Annotated in this window: 21 protein-coding genes; 13 read left to right on the top strand and 8 right to left on the bottom strand. The window is 53.6% G+C overall.

What is annotated here, in order from left to right; all coding sequences use genetic code 11:
* The first annotated feature begins 407 nt into the window (after positions 1-407).
* The gene (locus FQK12_RS09720) at positions 408-1,109 is read left to right on the top strand and encodes a FadR/GntR family transcriptional regulator (protein WP_014227361.1); all 702 of its coding nucleotides are present in this window, start codon (positions 408-410) and stop codon (positions 1,107-1,109) included.
* 12 nt (positions 1,110-1,121) lie between these two features.
* The gene (gene mdtD, locus FQK12_RS09715) at positions 1,122-2,519 is read left to right on the top strand and encodes a multidrug transporter subunit MdtD (RefSeq protein ID WP_014227360.1); all 1,398 of its coding nucleotides are present in this window, start codon (positions 1,122-1,124) and stop codon (positions 2,517-2,519) included.
* Here mdtD and rbsR read toward each other — a convergent pair.
* The 7 genes from rbsR to kup form a co-directional block, all read right to left on the bottom strand.
* Entirely contained in the window at positions 2,516-3,508 is a 993-nt protein-coding gene (gene rbsR, locus FQK12_RS09710; protein WP_014227359.1) for a ribose operon transcriptional repressor RbsR, read from the bottom strand. The genes mdtD and rbsR overlap by 4 nt on opposite strands.
* Before the next feature lie 3 nt (positions 3,509-3,511).
* Positions 3,512-4,444 carry a ribokinase gene (rbsK, locus tag FQK12_RS09705; protein WP_162097184.1) on the bottom strand — a complete coding sequence of 311 codons (933 nt, stop codon included), beginning with the start codon at positions 4,442-4,444 and terminating at the stop codon, positions 3,512-3,514.
* Positions 4,445-4,542: 98 nt separating this feature from the next.
* Positions 4,543-5,433 carry a ribose ABC transporter substrate-binding protein RbsB gene (gene rbsB, locus FQK12_RS09700; protein ID WP_004855794.1) on the bottom strand — a complete coding sequence of 297 codons (891 nt, stop codon included), beginning with the start codon at positions 5,431-5,433 and terminating at the stop codon, positions 4,543-4,545.
* Positions 5,434-5,460: 27 nt separating this feature from the next.
* A complete protein-coding gene (rbsC, locus tag FQK12_RS09695; RefSeq protein WP_004855792.1) occupies positions 5,461-6,426 on the bottom strand; it encodes a ribose ABC transporter permease in 966 nt (321 codons plus the stop codon).
* Between the two features lie 5 nt (positions 6,427-6,431).
* The gene (gene rbsA / locus FQK12_RS09690) at positions 6,432-7,937 is read right to left on the bottom strand and encodes a ribose ABC transporter ATP-binding protein RbsA (protein WP_014227357.1); all 1,506 of its coding nucleotides are present in this window, start codon (positions 7,935-7,937) and stop codon (positions 6,432-6,434) included.
* A gap of 10 nt (positions 7,938-7,947) precedes the next feature.
* The gene (gene rbsD, locus FQK12_RS09685) at positions 7,948-8,367 is read right to left on the bottom strand and encodes a D-ribose pyranase (RefSeq protein ID WP_014227356.1); all 420 of its coding nucleotides are present in this window, start codon (positions 8,365-8,367) and stop codon (positions 7,948-7,950) included.
* Between the two features lie 185 nt (positions 8,368-8,552).
* Complete coding sequence (kup, locus tag FQK12_RS09680; RefSeq protein WP_014227355.1) at positions 8,553-10,421, bottom strand: low affinity potassium transporter Kup; 1,869 nt, start codon at positions 10,419-10,421, stop codon at positions 8,553-8,555.
* A 217-nt stretch (positions 10,422-10,638) separates the two neighbouring features.
* Here kup and ravA point away from each other — a divergent pair, with 217 nt between their 5' ends.
* Together ravA and viaA are read left to right on the top strand one after the other, a co-directional pair.
* A complete protein-coding gene (gene ravA / locus FQK12_RS09675) occupies positions 10,639-12,138 on the top strand; it encodes an ATPase RavA (protein ID WP_014227354.1) in 1,500 nt (499 codons plus the stop codon).
* The gene (viaA, locus tag FQK12_RS09670; protein ID WP_014227353.1) at positions 12,135-13,583 is read left to right on the top strand and encodes an ATPase RavA stimulator ViaA; all 1,449 of its coding nucleotides are present in this window, start codon (positions 12,135-12,137) and stop codon (positions 13,581-13,583) included. The genes ravA and viaA overlap by 4 nt, the downstream gene beginning before the upstream one ends.
* Before the next feature lie 7 nt (positions 13,584-13,590).
* On the opposite strand, the gene asnA is transcribed toward viaA, so the two are convergent.
* Positions 13,591-14,583 (bottom strand): aspartate--ammonia ligase, encoded by a 993-nt coding sequence (asnA, locus tag FQK12_RS09665; RefSeq protein WP_014227352.1) that lies wholly within the window; start codon positions 14,581-14,583, stop codon positions 13,591-13,593.
* 152 nt (positions 14,584-14,735) lie between these two features.
* On the opposite strand from asnA, the gene asnC reads away from it, so the two are divergent.
* From asnC to atpH, 9 genes are all read left to right on the top strand, one after another.
* Entirely contained in the window at positions 14,736-15,194 is a 459-nt protein-coding gene (gene asnC / locus FQK12_RS09660) for a transcriptional regulator AsnC (protein ID WP_004107306.1), read from the top strand.
* A 91-nt stretch (positions 15,195-15,285) separates the two neighbouring features.
* On the top strand, positions 15,286-15,726 hold the full coding sequence (gene mioC / locus FQK12_RS09655) for an FMN-binding protein MioC (RefSeq protein WP_009653317.1): 441 nt from the start codon (positions 15,286-15,288) through the stop codon (positions 15,724-15,726).
* A gap of 381 nt (positions 15,727-16,107) precedes the next feature.
* A complete protein-coding gene (gene mnmG / locus FQK12_RS09650; RefSeq protein ID WP_004855773.1) occupies positions 16,108-17,997 on the top strand; it encodes a tRNA uridine-5-carboxymethylaminomethyl(34) synthesis enzyme MnmG in 1,890 nt (629 codons plus the stop codon).
* Between the two features lie 113 nt (positions 17,998-18,110).
* Positions 18,111-18,734: a 16S rRNA (guanine(527)-N(7))-methyltransferase RsmG gene (gene rsmG, locus FQK12_RS09645; RefSeq protein ID WP_004855770.1), complete on the top strand. Its 624-nt coding sequence runs from the start codon at positions 18,111-18,113 to the stop codon at positions 18,732-18,734.
* A gap of 616 nt (positions 18,735-19,350) precedes the next feature.
* Positions 19,351-19,731: a F0F1 ATP synthase subunit I gene (gene atpI / locus FQK12_RS09640; protein ID WP_004127040.1), complete on the top strand. Its 381-nt coding sequence runs from the start codon at positions 19,351-19,353 to the stop codon at positions 19,729-19,731.
* Between the two features lie 8 nt (positions 19,732-19,739).
* Entirely contained in the window at positions 19,740-20,555 is an 816-nt protein-coding gene (gene atpB, locus FQK12_RS09635; RefSeq protein ID WP_004127037.1) for a F0F1 ATP synthase subunit A, read from the top strand.
* A gap of 47 nt (positions 20,556-20,602) precedes the next feature.
* Positions 20,603-20,842, top strand: a complete 240-nt coding sequence (gene atpE / locus FQK12_RS09630; protein ID WP_000429386.1) for a F0F1 ATP synthase subunit C — start codon at positions 20,603-20,605, stop codon at positions 20,840-20,842.
* A gap of 56 nt (positions 20,843-20,898) precedes the next feature.
* On the top strand, positions 20,899-21,369 hold the full coding sequence (gene atpF / locus FQK12_RS09625) for a F0F1 ATP synthase subunit B (protein ID WP_004107293.1): 471 nt from the start codon (positions 20,899-20,901) through the stop codon (positions 21,367-21,369).
* Positions 21,370-21,383: 14 nt separating this feature from the next.
* Positions 21,384-21,917: a F0F1 ATP synthase subunit delta gene (gene atpH / locus FQK12_RS09620; RefSeq protein ID WP_004855764.1), complete on the top strand. Its 534-nt coding sequence runs from the start codon at positions 21,384-21,386 to the stop codon at positions 21,915-21,917.
* Positions 21,918-21,921 lie beyond the last annotated feature (4 nt).

Raw genomic sequence — 21,921 nt, 5'->3', positions numbered from 1 at the left:
GTCTTGCGACGTTAAGAATCCATGTCACTTTGAGTGCCCACACAGATTGTCTGATAAATTGTTAAAGAGCAGTGCAACGCGGCTTTCGCTCACCGTTGCGAGGTGGCGTATATTACGCTTTCCTCATTCAGAGTCAAGCGTTTAATTTCGCTTTTCTCTGCCGGTATTCATCGCTGAATCCCGCTGACCCGGCGGGCTGTAAGCCGTTGTTCCGTGTCAGTGGAGGCGCATTATAGGGAGTTATTCCGAAGTGACAAGGGCTAAATGCAAAAAACTTTTTAACCGCCTCTTTTTTCATCATTACGGCGCGTAATGTAGCAAAAAACCGACGTTTTGCCGTTTTAACCAACGAAGTAAGCCGCCAGATGGCATACTGGTAAGGTAAAAAAGAGAAAGGAACGGCACGTATGTCTTTAAGCGCACAGCAGTTGGCGGCACAAAAGAATATCTCCTGGGTATTAGCGGAGAAGCTGGCTCAAAAAATTTTGATCGGTGAATATCAGCCAGAAAGTATCCTTCCAGGCGAGATGGAACTGGGCGAGCAGTTTGGCGTGAGCCGCACCGCCGTGCGTGAAGCGGTGAAGACGCTAGCGGCAAAAGGCATGCTTTTACCACGACCGCGCATCGGAACGCGGGTGATGCCACGCAGCAGCTGGAACTTTCTCGATAAAGAACTCCTGGCCTGGTGGTTAACAGAAGATAACTTCTCCGATGTTGTCAGCCATTTCCTCGTGATGCGCGGCAGTCTGGAACCTCAAGCCTGTTTTCTGGCGTCAACCTCAGGGACGCCGGAGCAAAAAGCCCAGCTCAACGCTTTGATGGAGGAGATGGTTGAGCTGAAGAGGAACTTTCAGCGCGAACGCTGGATTGAAGTCGATATGGCCTGGCATGAACATATATATGAAATGAGCGGCAACCCTTTCCTGATCTCTTTCGCTTCTTTATTTCATTCTGTCTATCACACCTACTTCACGTCGATTACGCAGAATGAAGTGGTGAAACTGGATCTGCACCAGGCAATCGTTGATGCCATTCTGGATAGCGACGGCTTGCGGGCGCTGAGCACCTGCCAGGCGTTGTTGAGCGCTCCCAACCATTCCGACAAATAGCAAAGGTATCGAATGACCAAAAAGAAAGCCCGCAGTATGGCCGGGCTGCCATGGATCGCAGCGATGGCTTTTTTTATGCAGGCGCTCGACGCCACCATTCTGAATACAGCCCTTCCCGCTATCGCTCATAGTCTCAACCGTTCACCGCTAGCGATGCAGTCGGCCATTATCAGCTATACGCTGACGGTGGCCATGCTTATCCCGGTCAGCGGTTGGCTGGCCGACCGCTTCGGCACGCGAAAAGTGTTTATCATCGCCGTCAGCCTGTTTACCCTCGGTTCCCTGGCCTGCGCGCTTTCCAACTCCCTGATGGAACTGGTTATCTTCCGCGTCATTCAGGGCATCGGCGGGGCCATGATGATGCCGGTAGCCAGGCTGGCGCTACTGCGCGCCTATCCGCGCAGCGAACTGCTGCCGGTGCTCAACTTCGTCACGATGCCTGGACTGGTCGGCCCTATCCTCGGTCCCGTGCTCGGCGGCGTACTGGTGACCTGGGCCAGCTGGCACTGGATTTTCCTGATTAATATTCCCATCGGTATTATCGGGATCGTGTATGCCCGCAAGTATATGCCGGATTTCACCACGCCACGGCGCCGCTTCGACACGCTCGGTTTTATCCTGTTTGGCCTGAGCCTGGTTCTGTTTTCCAGCGGAATCGAGCTGTTTGGCGAGAAAATTGTCGCCACATGGATGGCTCTGGCGGTAATCGCCCTGAGCATCGTTTTACTGTGGGCCTATATTCGTCACGCTCGCCGCCATCCCACGCCGCTCATTTCGCTTTCTTTATTTAAGACGCATACTTTCTCTGTCGGGATTGCGGGCAACCTGGCCACGCGCCTGGGTACCGGTTGCGTTCCGTTCCTGATGCCGCTGATGTTACAGGTTGGCTTCGGTTATCCGGCGATTATTGCTGGCTGCATGATAGCGCCTACGGCTATCGGTTCGATTATTGCGAAATCAACCGTCACCCAGATTCTTCGCTGGTTTGGTTACCGTAAAACGCTGGTTGGGGTCACGATATTTATTGGCCTGATGATCGCTCAGTTTTCGCTGCAATCGCCGGATATGTCGATCTGGATGCTGCTGCTGCCGCTCTTCATTCTGGGAATGGCAATGTCCACCCAGTTCACCTCCATGAACACCATCACGCTCGCCGATTTAACCGATGAAAACGCCAGCAGCGGCAACAGCATGTTGGCCGTGACGCAGCAGCTATCGATCAGTCTCGGGGTCGCCGTTAGCGCGGCGGTGCTGCGGTTTTATGAAGGATTCGATAGCGCAAATACCATCGAGCAGTTTCACTACACCTTTATTACCATGGGGGTTATCACCGTGGTATCGGCGCTGGTATTTACCTTATTAAGAGCAAAAGATGGCCGCAACCTGATTAAGGAGCGGCACAAGCGTTAGGCTGAGCCGCGAACCACCAGCTCGGGGGTTAACTGTACGCGCTGCTGTTTTTGTCCCGGGTCGGCCATACGGTGAATCAGCACATCGATGGCCAGCTCGCCCAGTTCATCTTTCGGTTGATGAATTGTGGTTAACGGCGGCGTCATATAGCGCGCCAGTTCAATGTCGTCATAGCCTACCAGCGCCATATCCTGTGGGATACGCAGACCGCTCTGATAAAGGGCCTGATAGGCGCCTACCGCCATCGCATCGTTACCGATAAACACCGCCTGCGGCAGCGCTGGCAGCATGAGCAGCTTCTGCATGGCGCTGAAACCGCCGCCAAACTCAAAATCGCTGCTAATCACATATCCTTCAGGTACCGTGAGTCCGGCTCGGGCCATCGCTTCCTGATATCCCTCCAGGCGCAGTCGGGCAGGAGTTTTATCCAGCGGACCCGCAATACAGGCAATCCGCGTATAGCCCTGGTCGATCAGATACTGCGTCGCCATATCGCCGCCCAGTAGAGAGTTATCCTGAATCAGATCGCTATCGCCGTCGAACGGCGCCCAGTCCATCATCACCGTCGGTACAGAAGGGTAGCGCTGCATAATCTCCGGCGAAGGTTGATGCGTTTCAGTGCACAGCAGCAGTAAACCATCGACGCGCTTTTGCATCAGCGTCTCCAGATTACGGTTCATCCGCTGTTCATCGCCTTCGGTATTACACAGCACAAGGCTATAACCCCGTTCAAAGCAGCTGCGCTCCACGCCGCGCACCAGCTCCGAGTAAAACGGATTGGTACTGGCGGTAATGAGCATGCCTATGGTGCGGGTTTGATTTAATTTGAGGCTGCGCGCCAGCGCAGACGGCGCGTAGTTCAGGCTCTTAATCGCGGCGTCGACTTTAGCGGTAATAGCTTCGCTAACGAAACGATCTTTGTTGATGACATGAGAAACCGTCGAAGTGGAAACGCCCGCAATGCGGGCTACATCCTTCATGGTAGCCAATCGTTACCCCTGTTGACGTAAAAATTCGTCTATTTCTTTTCGCCAGGGCACGGAGGGCTGAGCCCCTTTGCGGGTGACGGCGATAGCGGCGGCGGCATGGGCAAAACGAATCGCCTGCGCCAGTTCGCTACCTTCAAGCAGCGCGGTGACCAGCGCACCATTAAAGGTATCGCCAGCGGCGATGGTATCAACCACCTGCACTTTAAAACCGGGAACCCGACGACCTTCACCTTCGCTGCTGGCCCATACGCCACGGCTGCCAAGCGTAATGATCACCGTACCAATACCTTTATCATGGAGCACTTTGGCGGCTTTTGCCGCATCATCGTCGCTTTCTACGCGAACGCCGGTGAGCTTTTCCGCTTCGGTCTCGTTAGGGGTAATGATATCCACCAGTGTGAGCAGTTCATCGGGCAGTTCACGTGCCGGCGCCGGATTGAGGATAACTGAGGTTTGATTCTGGTGAGCGATTTTCGCCGCGGCCAGTACGCTTTCCAGCGGCGATTCCAGCTGCATCAGCAGCGCCTGCGCGCCGGCAATACGCTCTTTTTCCGCATCAACCTGAGCCACGCTGAGCGCGGCGTTAGCGCCAGCATGAATACCGATAGTATTCTCACCTTCAGCGTTAACAAAAATCAGCGCCACGCCGGTTGATTCTCCGGCAACGGCCCTGACCGGCGCGACGTCGATATTATCGCTTTCCAGCTGACGACGAACGCGTTCGCCAATATCGTCATCGCCGGTACAGGCGATAAAGGCGATATTAGCTCCGCTGCGTCCGGCAGCAACCGCCTGGTTTGCGCCCTTACCGCCAAAAGCGACCTGATAGTGATGACCGGTAACGGTTTCACCCGGCGTTGGGAAGGCGTCAAGATTCAGGATGTGATCGGCGTTGATACTGCCAAGGACGACAAGTTTGCCTGCGGTTTTCATAATCAATATTCCCGGAAAGCGCGCCACCGGAATCCGGTGGCGCATGCCCTGCTTTTCTTTATTATGTTGTCCCTCGGACCGTCGCCGATCCGAATCGCACATTATTGCTTAATGACCAGTTTCAACTCAACCGGATAGCTGGTTTCCACTTTTTCGCCCTTCAGCACTTTATCGGCTGTCTCAACGCCTTTCACGCCGATCTGCTCCGGTAACTGGGCGATGGTCGCTGCCAGTTTGCCACTATTTACCGCTTTTTCGCCATCCGGAGTGCCGTCAAATCCAACAACCATCACATCAGATTTGCCTGCCGTTTGCAGGGCACGCAGCGCGCCCAGCGCCATTTCATCGTTTTGGGCGAATACGGCCTGTACATCAGGATGCGCCGTCAGCAGGTTCTGCATGACGTTCAGGCCCTTGGTACGGTCAAAATCTGCCGGCTGGCTGGCCAGAACGTTAAACTTATGCGCAGCAACGGCCTGCTGGAAACCTTCGCCACGCTCGCGCGCCGCGGACGTCCCGGCAATGCCCTGTAGTTCAATGATCTTCGCGCTTTCACCGACTTTCTTCGCGATATAGTCACCGGCCATCTTACCGCCCAGCACGTTATCAGACGCGATATGGCTCACCACGTCGCCTTTTGACGCCTGACGGTCGAGGGTGATAACCGGAATTTTCGCCTGGTTAGCCAGCTTCACGGCGTTACCCACCGCATCGGAATCCGTTGGGTTGATCAGCAGCAGTTTAGTACCACGAACGGTTAAATCCTGCACGTTAGCCAGCTCTTTGGCCGGGTTATTCTGAGAGTCCAGAACCACCAGGTTATAGCCCAGTTTGTCCGCTTCTTTTTGCGCGCCATCCTTCAGCGAGACAAAGAACGGGTTGTTAAGGGTTGAGATAACCAGAGCGATAGTGTCTTTTGCCATCGCGTTTGCGCTTACGGTCGCACTTAACGCTACAGCAGAGACCAGGGTCGCCAGTTTTTTCATATTCATAGTTAAGATGTCCTGTAGAGTTATCAGTTACTGCTTCTTGTTATCTACCAGTACCGCCAGCAAAATAACCACCGCTTTCACGATCATCTGGTAATAGGATGAAACGCCTAATAAATTCAGTCCGTTGTTCAGAAAGCCAAGGATCAACGCGCCAATCAGCGTCCCGACAATACGGCCTTTACCGCCCGCAAGGCTGGTACCGCCGAGCACCACCGCCGCAATCGCATCCAGTTCATATCCAGTGCCCGCCGTCGGCTGCGCGGAAGAGAGACGCGCGACCTCAATAATGCCGGCCAGCGAGGCCAGCATGCCGCACAAAGAATAGACGATGATTTTAACTTTATTCACGCTGATGCCGGAAAGACGCGTTGCCGCTTCGTTGCCGCCGAGCGCGTAGATATAACGACCCAGGCGGGTATGGTGCAGCATGTACCAGGCGGCCAGGAAGACGATCGCCATAATCCACACCGGCGTTGGGATCCCCAGCGGACGGCCAATCCCGAACCAGCCAAACAGATCGGCGTTGTCGGTAAAGCCGGTGTTTACCGGGCTGCCGTTGGTATACACCATCGTCACGCCGCGCAGCAGCAGCATCATGACCAGCGTGGCGATAAATGCCTGTACGCGCCCTTTCGCCACGATCACGCCGGTCACGGCGCCAATTGCCGCACCTAACGCCAGCGCAGCGGCCACCGCCACCAGCGCGTTGACCTCAATCCCGACAATGGAAGCCGCCACCGCGCCGGTCAGCGCCAGCAGGGAGCCGACGGACAGGTCGATGCCCGAAGTCAGGATAACCAGCGTCATCCCAACCGCCATAATGGCGTTAACTGAAGTCTGCTGCAGAATATTGAACAGGTTATTTACGGTAAAAAAGTTGGGGCTCATGGTCGAGACAATCGCAATCAGCACCAGCAGGGCAATCAGCGATTTTTGCTCCATCAGCCACGCTTTTGTGAAGTAGCGACGACCAGAAACAGCCGGGTTATTCATCTTTTTTACTCCTGATTCACACGGTTAAGCTTGCCCACAGCGGCAGCCATCAATACTTCCTGGGTGGCCTGCTCGCGTGTGAATTCACCGCCGAGGTGCCCTTCATGCATCACCATGATGCGATCGCTCATGCCCAGCACTTCCGGCATCTCCGAAGAGACCAGAATGATGCTCAGGCCTTCGGCTTTAAACTGGTTAATCAGCTGGTAGATCTCTTTCTTCGCCCCGACGTCGACGCCGCGGGTCGGTTCATCAAGGATCAGCACCTTCGGACGGGTCATCAAGCCGCGGGCAATCGCCACCTTCTGCTGGTTACCGCCCGATAGCAGCCCAATAGCCTGCTCCATCGACGGCGTTTTCACATTAAACAGGCGGATAAAATCGCCTACCGCCTGCTGTTCATCTTTATGCTTCAGGCTACCGCCGCCGCGACTGAAGTAACGCAGCGCGGTGAGCGACATATTCTCTTTAACCGACATACCGAGCACTAAACCATCGCGCTTGCGGTCTTCGGAGATATAAACAATGCCGTTGGCCAGGCCATCTTGCGGAGAACGCGTAATGACCTCATGCCCATCCAGGGTAACCGACCCGCTGCTGCGCGGCAGCGCACCGTAGAGCACCTTCATCAGTTCGGTTCGTCCGGCGCCCATCAGCCCGGCAACGCCGAGGATTTCGCCCTGGCGCAGAATAAAGGAGATGTTCTCCACCCCTGAGCCGCACAGGTTGTCGACCTTAAGGCGAACCGCGCCCGGGGCTTTGTCCAGATGCGGATACTGATCCTCCAGCTTGCGGCCAACCATCATCTCAATCAGCAGATCTTCATCCAGGCTGGCCACTTCGCGCTCGGCGATAAACTGCCCATCGCGGAAGACCGTGACGTCATCGCAAATCTCGAAGATCTCTTTCATACGGTGAGAGATATAGACAATACCGCGCCCCTGCGATTTCAGTTCGCGGATCACGCGGAACAGGGATTCGGTCTCGGTGTCGGTTAGCGCGTCGGTGGGTTCATCCATAATGATGACCTTCGACTCAAAGCTCAGCACCTTAGCGATCTCGACCATCTGCTGATCGCCGATCGACAAATCGCCCACCAGCTTTTGGCTGTTGAAGCGTAAGTTCAGCTTTGCCAATAGCTTGTCAGCTTCGGCATACATCGTTTTCCAGTCAATTTTGCCAAAGCGATTCACAAACTCACGACCGAGGAAAATATTCTCGGCGATCGTCAGCTGGGGGATCAGGTTGAGTTCCTGGTGAATGATGCCGATTCCGGCTTCCTGAGAAGATTTAGGTCCGTTGAAGGTGGTATCTTTCCCCAACCACAGCAGCGAACCGGCATCGCGGGAGTAGATACCGGTCAGCACCTTCATCATGGTGGACTTGCCGGCACCGTTCTCCCCGACCAGCGCCATCACGCGGCCTGGATAGACATTTAGCGAGGCGCCGGAGAGCGCCTTGACGCCAGGGAACGCTTTATCGATCCCTTTTAGTTGCAATAAGGCTTCCATATCGGCGACCTCAGAACGTCACGCCGGCACAGAGAATAACGTTCGCATACGGGGAACACTCCCCGCTGCGAATCACCGCCTGACTGTCTGCGGTTTCTTTTTTAAACTGCTCATGACTGGTGTAACGAATTTCAATGGTGTTTCCCTGGTGCTGCTGCAGCTGCTCAAGGTGAGTGAGCAACGTCGCATGGAGCTGCGGATTAAGGGTTTTAATCTCTTCCGCCAGGATAGCCGCTTCAACCTGCATTTCGCTCGTCACCACCTCCAGAACCTGCATAAAGGAGGGAACCCCGTGGGTTAACGCCATATCAATACGCGTGCTGCTGCGGGGAACCGGTAAACCAGCGTCGCAAACAACCAGCGTATCGGTATGCCCCAGACGGGAGATGACCGACGAGATATCAGCATTGAGGACGGTACCTTTTTTCATTTTCTCTTTTGCTCCATTAGCGAAACGTTTCGCTGGTATAAGTATTAGCAATAAGAGAACAGAAAACCATCACCAGATGTGAGAATTGTGATCATCATCGAAACGTTTCGCAACGCAGCAGCGAGATAAGTCTGAAGCGAGCAGATAAAACAAAAAAGCCCTTCATCAAGAAGGGCCTTAGCGAATCAGATCTCAACCTGGGTGCCGAGCTCAATAACCCGGTTAGGCGGGATTTCGAACTGGTCCGGCGCCCGCAGGGCGTTGCGCTGCAGCAGCAGATACAGCTTGCCGCGCAGGCGCAGATACCACGGCCGCTTGCCGATGATCAACGACTCATGCGACATAAAGAAGGAGGTCTCCATCATCCGGCAGCTCAGGCCTTCCAGCCCGCAGCGGTGGAAAACCTCTTCGACGTTCGGCGTTTCGCGCCAGCCGTAGCTGGCAACGACGCGCCAGAACGACGGCGATATCTGTTCAATCTGCACGCGACGAACGTTATGTACGTACGGCGCGTCTTCGGTACGCAGCGTGAGCAAAATAACCCGCTCGTGCAGCACCTTGTTATGCTTCAGGTTGTGCAACAGCGCGAAAGGAATCACGTTCAGCGCACGGGACATATAAACAGCGGTACCCGGCACGCGAACCGGCGGCGATTTTTCAAGAGAAGAGATCATCGCCTCCAGAGAATTACCGTGCTCATGCATCCGACGCAGAAGGCGGAAACGCTCGCTTTTCCAGGTGGTCATGATGGTAAACATCACCAGACCGAGGGTCAGAGGCAGCCAGCCGCCGGAGACGATTTTATCGAGGTTCGCGGAGAAGAGCGGGATATCAATGCACATAAAGGCAACCAGCAGCAGCGCCACAATAAACTTATTCCAGTGCCAGTTTTGCCGCGCCACCGTCGTGAACAGAATGGTGGTCAGCACCATCGTTCCCGTCACCGCAATACCGTATGCCGCCGCCAGATTCGAGGAGTGCTCAAAATTAACAATAACGATGACCACCGAGATATAGAGCAGCCAGTTGATAAACGGGATGTAAATCTGCCCGGACTCCATTTCCGAGGTGTGAATAATACGCATCGGCGACAGGTACCCCAGACGCACGGCCTGGCGAGTCAGAGAGAAGACGCCGGAGATAACCGCCTGGGAAGCGATAACCGTCGCCAGGGCGGCAATGATCAGCATTGGGATCAGCGCCCACTCCGGCGCCAGCAGAAAGAACGGGTTTTTAATCGCTTCCGGATGTTTAAGCAGCAGCGCCCCCTGACCAAAGTAGTTCAGTACCAGCGAAGGCAGCACGACCGAAAACCAGGCCAGGCGAATCGGCAATTTGCCGAAATGCCCCATGTCGGCATACAGCGCTTCCACGCCGGTAATCGACAGCACCACCGCCCCCAGCGCCACAAACGAGACGGTTTTATATTCGAGGAAGAAATGAACCGCCCAGTAAGGGTTCAACGCCTGCAGCACTTCAGGGTTAGCGAAAATACTGCGCGCGCCCAGTACCGCCAGCAGCAGGAACCAGATCAGCATAATCGGCGCGAACAGCTTACCCACCATGCTGGTACCGTGCTTTTGAATGGCAAATAGCAGCGTCAGGACAATGATGGATATGGGCACAACCCAGGTATCCAGGTCCGGAGCGATAATTTCCAGACCTTCTATCGCCGACATCACCGAGATGGCAGGGGTAATGACCACCTCGCCATAAAAGAAGCTGCCGCCGATAAGCCCAAGGATCACCAGGATGGACGTGGCGCGCGCGGAGGTGTTTCGCCCCGCCAGCGACATTAACGTCAGGATCCCGCCTTCACCGGCGTTATCTGCCCGCATCACGAAGGTGATGTATTTGAGTGAAACGGTAAGAATTAATAGCCAAAAAATGAGCGACAGGAAGCCAAAAACAGCATCACGCTCAACGCCAAAGCCAAACTGACCTGACAGACATTCACGAAGTGTATACAGTGGACTGGTGCCGATATCGCCGTATACCACGCCGATTGCCGCCAGCGTTATTGCCGGCAGCGATTGCTTATTATCAGTGCTCATAGACTAGTCTTTTCGTTTATAAAACAAATGTGTGCCTAGTCCCTTGGCCCACAAAAAGCGCACAGTATGCACGATTATTTGCTGAATCGTACCCCTAACTGACATCATCTTAACCTGACTCAAAGAAAATAAATCGATTCTTCAGGCTATTACCACCCCTAATCAAACATCTATACTCGACCTAACAACGACATTCTAAAAAGCACGCAACTCTATTATGGCTCAATCACATTTACTGGCAGAAAGAATTTCCCGGCTCAGCGCCGCGCTGGAAAAAGGACTCTTCGAACGCAGCCACGCAATACGCCTTTGCCTGCTTGCCGCCCTCAGCGGCGAGAGCGTTTTTCTGCTGGGCCCGCCGGGGATCGCCAAAAGCCTGATTGCCCGTCGCCTCAAGTTCGCCTTCCAGCAGGCTCGCGCATTTGAATACCTGATGACTCGTTTCTCCACGCCGGAAGAGGTCTTTGGCCCACTCTCCATTCAGGCGCTGAAAGATGAAGGGCGCTACGAACGTTTGACCGCCGGCTATCTTCCGGAAGCTGAAATTGTTTTTCTCGATGAGATCTGGAAAGCGGGCCCGGCGATTCTCAATACGCTGCTGACGGCGATAAACGAACGCCATTTCCGCAACGGGGCGACCGAAGAGAAGATCCCCATGCGCCTGCTGGTGGCGGCGTCGAACGAGCTCCCGGAGGCAGACAACAGTCTGGAAGCCTTATACGATCGTATGCTTATTCGCCTATGGCTGGATAAGGTACAGGATAAAACGAACTTCCGCTCAATGCTGATAAGCCAGCAGGACGAGAACAGTAATCCTGTCCCGGCGAGTTTGCAGGTCAGCGACGAGGAATTTCTGCAATGGCAGCAGGATATCGGCAGCGTGAAGCTACCGGACAGCGTATTTGAACTGATTTTCCAGCTGCGCCAGCAGCTGGATACGTTGCCAAACGCGCCTTACGTCTCAGATCGTCGCTGGAAAAAAGCCATTCGTCTGCTGCAGGCCAGCGCCTTTTTCAGCGGCCGCGACACCATTGCGCCAATAGACCTGATCCTGCTGAAGGATTGCCTGTGGCACAATATTGAGACGATGAATCTGATGTCCGTGCAGATTGAGACCTTAATGACCAGCCACGCCTGGCAGCAGCAGGCGATGCTCACCCGCCTCGGGTCGATTATTCAACGGCGCATTCAGCTTCAACAGCAGCAAAGCGATAAGACCGCGCTAAAAGTCACCCGTCTCGGCGGGATGTTCAGCCGTAAACCTCATTATGAACTGCCTGCTGAAGTGCAGGACCCCACGCTAACGCTGCTTCTCCAGCAGCCGCTAAAACTGCACGACCTGGAAGTGATTCATATTACGTTTGTTCGTGAAGAGCTTGCTCACTGGCTGGAGAAAGGGGGTGAGATCCGCGGCAAGCTCAACGGCATTGGTTTTGCCCAGCAGCTGAATATGGATGTCGATACCAGCCAGCATCTGGTCGTGCGCGATGTGAGCCTGCAGGGGTCGCGACTCTCCCTGCCCGGTAGCGAATCACGGGAAAATATGCCGGCAGAAATCAGGCAACAGCTGGAGGCGCTGGACGACGAATGGCATCAGCAACATAACCGCTTCAGCGAACAGCAGAAATGTCTGTTTATTCCCGGCGAGTGGCTGGGGCGCATTGAAGCCAGCCTGCAGGACGTGGGAACGCAGATTAAACAGGCCCGCCAGTCATGACGCTGGACATACTGAATGTCATGCTGGCAGTCGGCGAAGAGGGCATGATCGATGAGATGCTGCTGGCCCTGCTGGCAGCGCCTCAACTCGCGGTATTCTTTGAAAAATTTCCGCGGCTCAAAAATATTATCGCCGCCGACATTCCTCGCTGGCGGGAAGCGGTCAGATCGCGACTAAAAGAGACCAACGTCCCGCCCGAGCTGGATGCGGAAGTTCAGTGCTATCAGCAATCACAGCGGCTTTCCACCTCGCAGTTTATCGTCCAGCTGCCGCAAATTCTGAGCCAGCTGCATAAGCTGCACTCCCCTTTTGCCAGCCAGGCGCAGCAGCTGGTGGACAACAACAGCACCTTTACGCCGGCGCTGCACACGTTATTCCTTCAGCGCTGGCGTCTGAGCCTGGTGGTGCAGGCAACCTCTCTTAATCAGCAGCTGCTGGATGAAGAGCGCGATCAGCTGCTGAGCGAAGTTCAGGAGCGCATGACCCTCAGCGGCCAGCTCGAGCCCGTGCTGGTGGAAAATGATAATGCGGCGGGACACCTGTGGGACATGAGCGCCGGAGAGCTGAAGCGAGGCGATTACCAGCTGATCGTTCGCTACGGGGACTTTTTAAGCCAACAACCTGAACTCATGCAGCTCGCCGAACAGCTGGGGCGCTCGCGTGAAGCGAAAGCGGTGCCGAAAAAAGATGCGCCGATGGAGACCTTCCGCAGCCTGGTGCGCGAACCGGCTACCGTACCGGAGCAGGTCGACGGTCTTCAGCAGAGCGACGATATTCTACGTCTGCTGCCGCCTGAGCTGGCTACCCTCGGCATCACCGAGCTGGAGTTTGAGTTCTACCGCAAGCTGGTTGAAAAGCAGCTGCTGACCTATCGACTACACGGCGATGCGTGGAAGGAAAAGATCACCGAACGGCCGGTAACGCGCCAGGACGTTGATGAACAGCCGCGCGGGCCGTTTATCGTCTGCGTCGATACTTCCGGCTCAATGGGCGGTTTCAATGAACAGTGCGCCAAGGCGTTTTGTCTGGCGCTGATGCGGGTCGCTCTGGCGGATAACCGCCGCTGCTTCATTATGCTGTTTTCCAGCGAAGTGGTGCACTACGAACTCACCGGCCCGCAGGGGCTGGAACAGGCGATTCGTTTCTTGAGCCAGCGCTTTCGCGGCGGCACCGATCTGGCCAGCTGCTTCCGGGCGGTGATTGAGCGTATGCAGAATCCGCAGTGGGTCGATGCGGATGCGGTGGTGATTTCTGATTTTATCGCCCAGCGCTTGCCGGATGAGGTGATCAATAAGGTGGGAGAGCTACAGCATAAACATCAACATCGTTTTCATGCGGTGGCGATGTCGGTACACGGCAAGCCCGGCATTATGCGCGTATTCGATCATATCTGGCGCTTTGATACCGGGTTGCGTAGCCGCCTGCTGAGACGCTGGCGGCGTTAATCACTGATTAAAGAAGCGCAGCAACGCTTTGACGAACCTGGGTTGGCCACACGCCGCACTGCACCTGGCCGATATGCTCAAGCTGCAGCAGCAGCATCGTCAGGCGAGACTGGCCAATGCCGCCGCCAATCGTCTGCGGCATCTCTCCGCGCAGCAGCGCCTGGTGCCATTCCAGCTGCAGGCGATCTTCGTCGCCGGTCATCGCGAGCTGACGCTTCAGCGCGTCGGCATCCACGCGGATCCCCATTGAAGAGAGCTCGAATGCATCTTCAAGCACCGGGTTCCACACCAGAATATCACCGTTCAGACCGGCATAGCCTTCAGCGGCAGGCGTGCTCCAGTCATCGTAATCCGGCGCGCGAACGTCGTGACGCTGGCCATCGGAAAGCTTGCCGCCGATACCGATCAGGAATACCGCGCCCAGCTCTTTCGCGATCGCCCGCTCGCGGCCCTTGGCATCAAGATCCGGATAGCGGCTTAAAAGCTCCTGGCTGTGAACAAACTGGATCGTCTCCGGCAAGAAAGGCGTGAGGCCAAATTCTTTACTGACGGCGTCTTCGGTCGCTTTGATCCCGGCATAGATCGCTTCAACGGTTGCTTTCAGCGTGCCGCAGTGGCGCTCTCCATCACCCATTACGCGCTCCCAGTCCCACTGGTCAACGTAAACGGAATGGATGGGAGTTAATCGGTCTTCATCGGGGCGAAGGGCCTTCATGTGCGTGTACAGCCCTTCGCCCGCGTTGAAGTCGTGTTGTCCCAAGGTTTGACGCTTCCACTTCGCCAGTGAATGAACCACTTCGAACTGGGCGTCTGGCAGTGTTTTCACTTTAACCTGAACCGCTTTTTCGCAACCAGAGAGGTTATCCTGGGTCCCATCGCCCACGCGGCTTAAGATCGGCGCCTGGACTTCGATCAGGCCGAGCTTCTCTTCAAGCTGGCGGGAAAAATGTGACTTAACGAAACTAATCTGGCGTTGTTTTGCGATGTATGCGGTTTTCATTTTTTATAACTCCTGCGTCCTGTTGCCATTGATTAAGCAACAAAACAGCGCTGCAATTCAATAATCCAACAACAAAAAGCCTGCATCGATTTTGATTCATTAAAATTTGAGGCTAAAATAGAAATATTCGTCAAACTTCATAAGAAAAACCTATGGAAAATTATCAGATCGACAATCTGGACCGCGGCATTCTTGAGGCCTTAATGGCCAACGCGCGCACCGCCTATGCTGAACTGGCAAAACAGTTTGGCGTCAGCCCGGGGACCATTCACGTGCGGGTAGAGAAAATGAAGCAGGCCGGAATTATTACCGGCGCACGCATCGACGTCAGCCCCAAGCAGCTGGGTTACGATGTGGGATGTTTTATCGGCATCATTCTGAAGAGCGCGAAAGACTACCCCTCCGCGCTGGCCAGGCTAAACAGCCTGGATGAGGTTACTGAAGCCTATTACACCACCGGACACTACAGCATCTTTATAAAGGTGATGTGCCGATCGATTGATGCGCTCCAGCATGTACTTATCAACAAGATCCAAACAATTGATGAAATTCAGTCCACTGAAACGCTGATCGTCCTGCAAAACCCGATTATGCGTACCATCCGCCCGTGATCGAGCTTTTTAATCCCACATTTTTCCACAGGTAGATCCCAGCTCGCTCACAGCGTACAATACGCCACTCTGAATAGTGGAGCGGGCGATCATGGCAGAGATAACTCTTATCAGCGGTAGTACGCTGGGTAGCGCAGAATATGTATCAGAACATCTGGCGGAAAAGCTGGAAGAGGCTGGGCACAGCACGACTATTCAGCACGGCCCGCTGATCGACGATCTGCAGGCGGAAGGGATCTGGCTGGTTATCTCTTCGACGCATGGCGCCGGGGACATTCCCGATAATCTTCTGCCTTTCTATGAAGCGCTTCAGGAGAAGCAGGTCGACCTCTCTGCGGTCCGTTTTGGCGCAGTCGGCATCGGTAGCCGTGAATACGATACCTTCTGCGGAGCAATTGATAAGCTCGAGACGGCGCTCAACGCCTGCGGGGCAAAACAGATCGGTGAAACGCTAAAAATTAACGTTCTCGAACATGAAATTCCGGAAGATCCGGCCGAGATTTGGCTGGGATCCTGGAAAAACTTGCTCTGAGAATTGTAAAGATCATACTTTCTTCTGTGGATAACTATGCTTAAAAGCTTGGATCAACCGGTAGTTATCCAAAGTATAACCCTTGACTGATTTTTGTGCTGTGTATAACCCTTCATTTTGATCCCAGCTTATACGGACCAGGATCACCGATCATTCACAGAAAGCGATCCTTCTTAAGCGTTTGATCTTAAATCGCGGATCTGACTTATCCACAAGACAAGCCGATCCTAATAAGAGATCACAATAAAACAGATCTCTAAATAAAAGATCTTCTTTTTAATACTCAGGATCCCGGCGCTTTCTCGAAAGGCTAAAGTTGAGTAGAATCCACGGCCCGGGCTTCACTCTATTTTCAAACCGCTTTATGCGAGGCATACCACCATGTTTTATCAGGATCCTTTTGACGTCATCATCATTGGCGGGGGTCATGCAGGCACTGAGGCCGCGATGGCCGCAGCGCGAATGGGTCAACAGACTCTGCTTTTGACACACAATATCGACACGCTGGGGCAGATGAGCTGCAACCCGGCGATTGGCGGCATTGGGAAAGGACACCTGGTAAAAGAAGTGGATGCGCTTGGCGGCCTGATGGCGAAGGCAATTGACCACGCCGGCATCCAGTTTAGGATACTAAACGCCAGCAAAGGCCCTGCCGTACGGGCGACTCGCGCTCAGGCTGACCGTGTGCTGTACCGGCAGGCCGTACGTACCGCGCTGGAAAACCAGCCTAATTTAATGATCTTCCAGCAGGCGGTGGAAGATCTGATTGTCGAAAACGATCGTGTTGTTGGCGCCGTCACCCAGATGGGGCTTAAATTCCGCGCCAAAGCGGTGGTACTGACCGTCGGAACCTTTCTCGACGGTAAGATCCATATCGGTCTGGATAACTACAGCGGCGGTCGTGCAGGCGATCCTCCGTCGATCCCGCTGTCCCGCCGCTTGCGTGAACTGCCGCTGCGCGTCAGCCGCCTGAAAACCGGTACCCCGCCGCGTATCGACGCGAGGACGATTGATTTCAGCGTTCTGGCACAGCAGCACGGCGATAATCCGATGCCGGTCTTCTCGTTTATGGGAGATGCTTCGCAGCATCCGCGTCAGGTGCCGTGCTACGTCACGCATACCAACGAGAAAACGCATGACGTGATCCGTAATAACCTCGATCGCAGCCCGATGTATGCCGGCGTGATTGAAGGGATCGGTCCCCGCTACTGTCCTTCGATCGAAGACAAGGTCATGCGCTTTGCCGATCGTAACCAGCATCAAATTTTCCTTGAACCGGAAGGCCTGACGTCCAACGAAATTTATCCAAATGGCATCTCCACCAGCCTGCCGTTCGATGTCCAGATGCAAATCGTCCGCTCAATGCAGGGGATGGAAAATGCAAAAATCGTTCGCCCTGGCTACGCTATTGAGTACGATTTCTTTGACCCGCGCGACCTGAAACCGACGCTGGAAAGCAAATTTATTCATGGTCTGTTCTTTGCCGGCCAGATTAACGGCACCACCGGTTATGAAGAAGCCGCCGCTCAGGGCCTGCTGGCAGGCCTGAACGCCGCTCGTTTCTCCGCCGAGAAAGAGGGGTGGGCGCCTGGCCGCTCTCAGGCTTACCTTGGCGTCCTGGTGGACGATCTGTGTACTCTCGGTACCAAAGAACCGTACCGCATGTTTACCTCTCGTGCGGAATACCGCCTGATGCTGCGTGAAGACAACGCCGATCTGCGCCTGACCGAACAAGGTCGTGAACTGGGTCTGGTGGATGACGAACGCTGGGCGCGTTTCAACGAGAAGCTTGAGAGCATTGAACGTGAACGTCAGCGTCTGAAAACCAGCTGGGTTAATCCGCTGGCGGAAAGCGCTGCGGAAGTGAATGCTCGACTGACGGCGCCTTTGTCCCGTGAAGCTAACGGTGAAGATTTGCTCCGTCGTCCGGAAATGACCTACGAACAGCTGGTGCAGATGACGCCGTTCTCGCCGGGTCTTGAGGACAAGCAAGCGGCTGAACAGGTCGAAATTCAGGTAAAATACGAAGGCTACATCGCGCGCCAGCAGGATGAAATCGAGAAACAACAGCGCAACGAGAACACGTTGCTGCCTGCTACGCTTGATTATCGCCAGGTGAATGGGCTGTCGAACGAGGTCATTGCCAAGTTGAACGACCATAAGCCGTCTTCGATAGGGCAGGCATCGCGTATTTCCGGCATTACGCCTGCGGCAATCTCGATTTTGCTGGTGTGGTTAAAAAAGCAGGGAATGCTGCGCCGTAGCGCCTGATATTCCACTGAACGATACATGGGCGAATAGCGCATCAGATATCCGTCAGGTCAATTTCTCAGCCCGGTAAGCGTATCGCCTCCGGGCTCATTGTTTTTAAACAGGTAACGATCGTGCTCAACAAACTTTCTCGTCTGCTTGATGAAGCAGGTATTTCACTTACCGATCACCAGAAAAACCAGCTTGTCGCCTACGTTGGCATGCTGGATAAGTGGAATAAGGCCTATAACCTGACCTCGGTTCGCGATCCTGACGAGATGCTGGTACGCCACATCCTCGACAGCATTGTTGTTGCGCCATACCTTAAAGGAACGCGTTTTATCGATGTCGGTACGGGGCCTGGGCTGCCGGGGATCCCGCTGGCTATCGTGCGTCCTGAATCCCACTTCACCCTGCTGGACAGTCTGGGCAAGCGAGTACGTTTCCTTCGGCAAGTCCAGCATGAGCTCAAACTGGATAACGTCACCCCGGTACAAAGCCGTGTGGAAGAGTTCCCGGCAGAGCCGCCGTTTGACGGCGTGATTAGCCGCGCATTTGCGTCGCTGAATGACATGGTGAGCTGGTGCCATCATTTACCTGCAGAGAACGGTCACTTTTATGCGCTCAAGGGCTTAGCGCAGGAAGATGAAATGGCAAATCTGCCGGAAGGGGTCGTCATTAAGGAAGTTGTCGAACTGCATGTGCCTCAGCTGGAAGGGGAGCGTCACCTTGTGGTGATTCAGCCAAAAATGATTTAATTTTTATCAAAAAATGTGAAAAAAACACGGTCCGTGGATGTTACAAAAATAAAAGTCACGGCAGGGTATTATCGGACTGTCTTTAACCCTGGGGTTACCAGGGGTTTTCTTTCCGTTAACTTGGCCCTGTTGCTTTACCAACAGAATAGTCAACATTGAAAATATCAGTACGCTAAAAATCTCGCTGCTTGCACTTCATACTGATGTTAAATTTTTATTATGAATGTCAATAAAAGGTTTTTATTGTATATGGGATTGTTTTAGAAAGAATACCTGGTTTTTATGTTGAATATCAAACGGATAAAAAATTGAGTTTTATGTACAGAATTAATTCGATTTCGCGAAAAATGTTTATTATGTGATCTGATGCACGCTTTAATTGCCGATTTTTCGCGGTATTTGCAGTTTTGCATGACGGCTCACAGATCGGTGAAATGCATGAAAAGTTGTCTGTCGGAAAATAATTAAACATTTATTCACTATTTTGCTACTTATTGTTTGAAATCACGAGGCGTCACCGTATAATTTGTCCGCTTTTTGATGCTTGACTCTTCGTCTTAAAGGACGTTTTATACGACACGCGACATACCTCGAAGGGAGCAGGAGTAAAAACGTGATGTCAGTGTCGCTCTTGAGTCGAAACGTTGCTCGTAAGCTTCTGTTTATTCAGTTACTGGCAGTAATAGCAAGTGGACTGCTGTTCAGCCTCAAAGACCCTTTCTGGGGCATCTCCGCGGTGAGTGGAGGTTTGGCGGTTCTTTTGCCAAACATGATATTTATGATTTTTGCCTGGCGTCATCAGGCGCATACACCAGCTAAAGGCCGAGTGGCCTGGTCCTTCGCCATTGGTGAAGCCTTCAAGGTGTTGCTGACCTTCGCCTTTCTGGCGGTGGCGCTGGCGGTTTTGAAAGTGGTATTTTTGCCGCTGATAGTGACGTGGGTTTTGGTGCTGGTGGTACAAGTTCTGGCGCCAGCTGTAATTAACAACAAAGGGTAAAAGGCATCATGGCTTCAGAAAATATGACGCCGCAGGATTACATAGGCCACCATCTGAACAACCTTCAGCTGGACCTGCGTACATTCTCGCTGGTGGATCCGCACAACCCCCCGGCCACCTTCTGGACGCTCAACATTGACTCCATGTTTTTCTCAGTGGTGCTCGGTCTGTTATTCCTGTTTATGTTCCGCAGCGTGGCTAAAAAGGCGACAACCGGCGTACCTGGTAAATTCCAGACCTTCATTGAGATGATCATCGGCTTCGTCCATGGCAGCGTCAAAGATATGTATCACGGCAAGAGCAAGGTCATTGCTCCGCTGGCCCTCACCGTGTTCGTCTGGGTATTCCTGATGAACCTGATGGATCTGCTGCCTATCGACTTTATCCCTTGGATCGGCGAACACGTTCTCGGTCTGCCTGCTCTGCGCGTGGTGCCGTCAGCTGACGTTAACATCACTCTGTCGATGGCGCTTGGCGTATTTATCCTGATTCTTTTCTACAGCATCAAAATGAAAGGCGTGGGCGGGTTCGTTAAAGAACTGACCCTGCAGCCGTTCAATCACTGGGCGTTCATTCCTGTCAACTTAATCCTTGAAGGGGTAAGCCTGCTGTCAAAACCTGTATCACTGGGTCTGCGACTGTTCGGCAACATGTATGCCGGTGAGCTGATTTTCATTCTGATTGCTGGCCTGTTGCCGTGGTGGTCACAGTGGATTCTGAATGTGCCATGGGCCATTTTCCACATCCTGATTATTACGCTGCAAGCCTTCATCTTCATGGTTCTGACGATCGTCTATCTGTCGATGGCATCTGAAGAGCATTGATTTTTACCAACATACTACGTTTTAACTGAAACAAACTGGAGACTGTCATGGAAAACCTGAATATGGATCTGCTGTACATGGCTGCCGCTGTGATGATGGGTCTGGCGGCAATCGGTGCTGCGATCGGTATCGGCATCCTCGGGGGTAAATTCCTGGAAGGCGCAGCGCGTCAACCGGATCTGATTCCTCTGCTGCGTACTCAGTTCTTTATCGTTATGGGTCTGGTGGATGCTATCCCGATGATCGCTGTAGGTCTGGGTCTGTACGTGATGTTCGCCGTCGCGTAGTAAGTTGTTCGAAAGAAACCTAAGCCACAGAGTTATTTTTTAAGAGGTATTGTGCTGTGAACATGAACGCAACAATCCTCGGCCAGGCCATCGCGTTTGTTATCTTCGTATGGTTCTGCATGAAGTATGTATGGCCGCCTTTAATGGCTGCCATCGAAAAGCGCCAGAAAGAAATTTCTGACGGTTTAGCTTCTGCAGAACGCGCTAAGAAAGATTTGGACCTTGCACAGGCCAACGCGACCGACCAGCTGAAAAAAGCGAAAGCGGAAGCCCAGGTAATCATCGAGCAGGCGAACAAGCGTCGCTCTCAGATCCTGGATGAAGCAAAAGCGGAAGCAGAACAGGAACGCACCAAAATCGTCGCACAGGCGCAGGCTGAAATCGATGCCGAACGTAAACGTGCCCGTGAGGAGCTGCGTAAGCAGGTTGCTATCCTGGCTGTTGCTGGCGCCGAGAAGATCATCGAACGTTCCGTGGATGAAGCTGCTAACAGCGACATCGTGGATAAACTTGTCGCTGAACTGTAAGGAGGGAGGGGCTGATGTCTGAATTTGTAACGGTAGCTCGCCCCTACGCCAAAGCAGCTTTTGACTTTGCCGTCGAACACAACAGCGTTGAACGCTGGCAGGATATGCTGGCGTTTGTTGCTGAAGTGACTAAAAACGAAGAAATGGCAGAGCTACTCTCTGGCGCACTGGCGCCGGAAACGCTCTCTGATGTGTTTATCGCGGTTTGTGGTGAGCAACTGGACGAAAATGGTCAAAACCTGATCCGGGTGATGGCTGAAAATGGTCGTCTGAAAGCGCTCCCTGATGTTCTCGAGCAGTTCATTCACCTGCGCGCTGCCAGTGAGGCAACCGCAGAGGTAGAAGTTATTTCTGCCGCTCAAATGAGTGACGAACAGCTTGCGAAAATTACCGCCGCGATGGAAAAACGTCTGTCACGCAAAGTTAAGCTGAATTGCAAAATCGATAAGTCTGTAATGGCAGGCGTAATCATCCGTTCGGGTGATATGGTCATTGATGGTAGCGTACGCGGCCGTCTTGAACGCCTTGCAGACGTCTTGCAGTCTTAAGGGG

It is taken from the genome of Klebsiella sp. ME-303 (assembly GCF_007910085.1).
Classification (GTDB): Bacteria; Pseudomonadota; Gammaproteobacteria; order Enterobacterales; family Enterobacteriaceae; genus Klebsiella; species Klebsiella michiganensis.
This window is presented reverse-complemented; position numbering and strand designations above follow the sequence as displayed.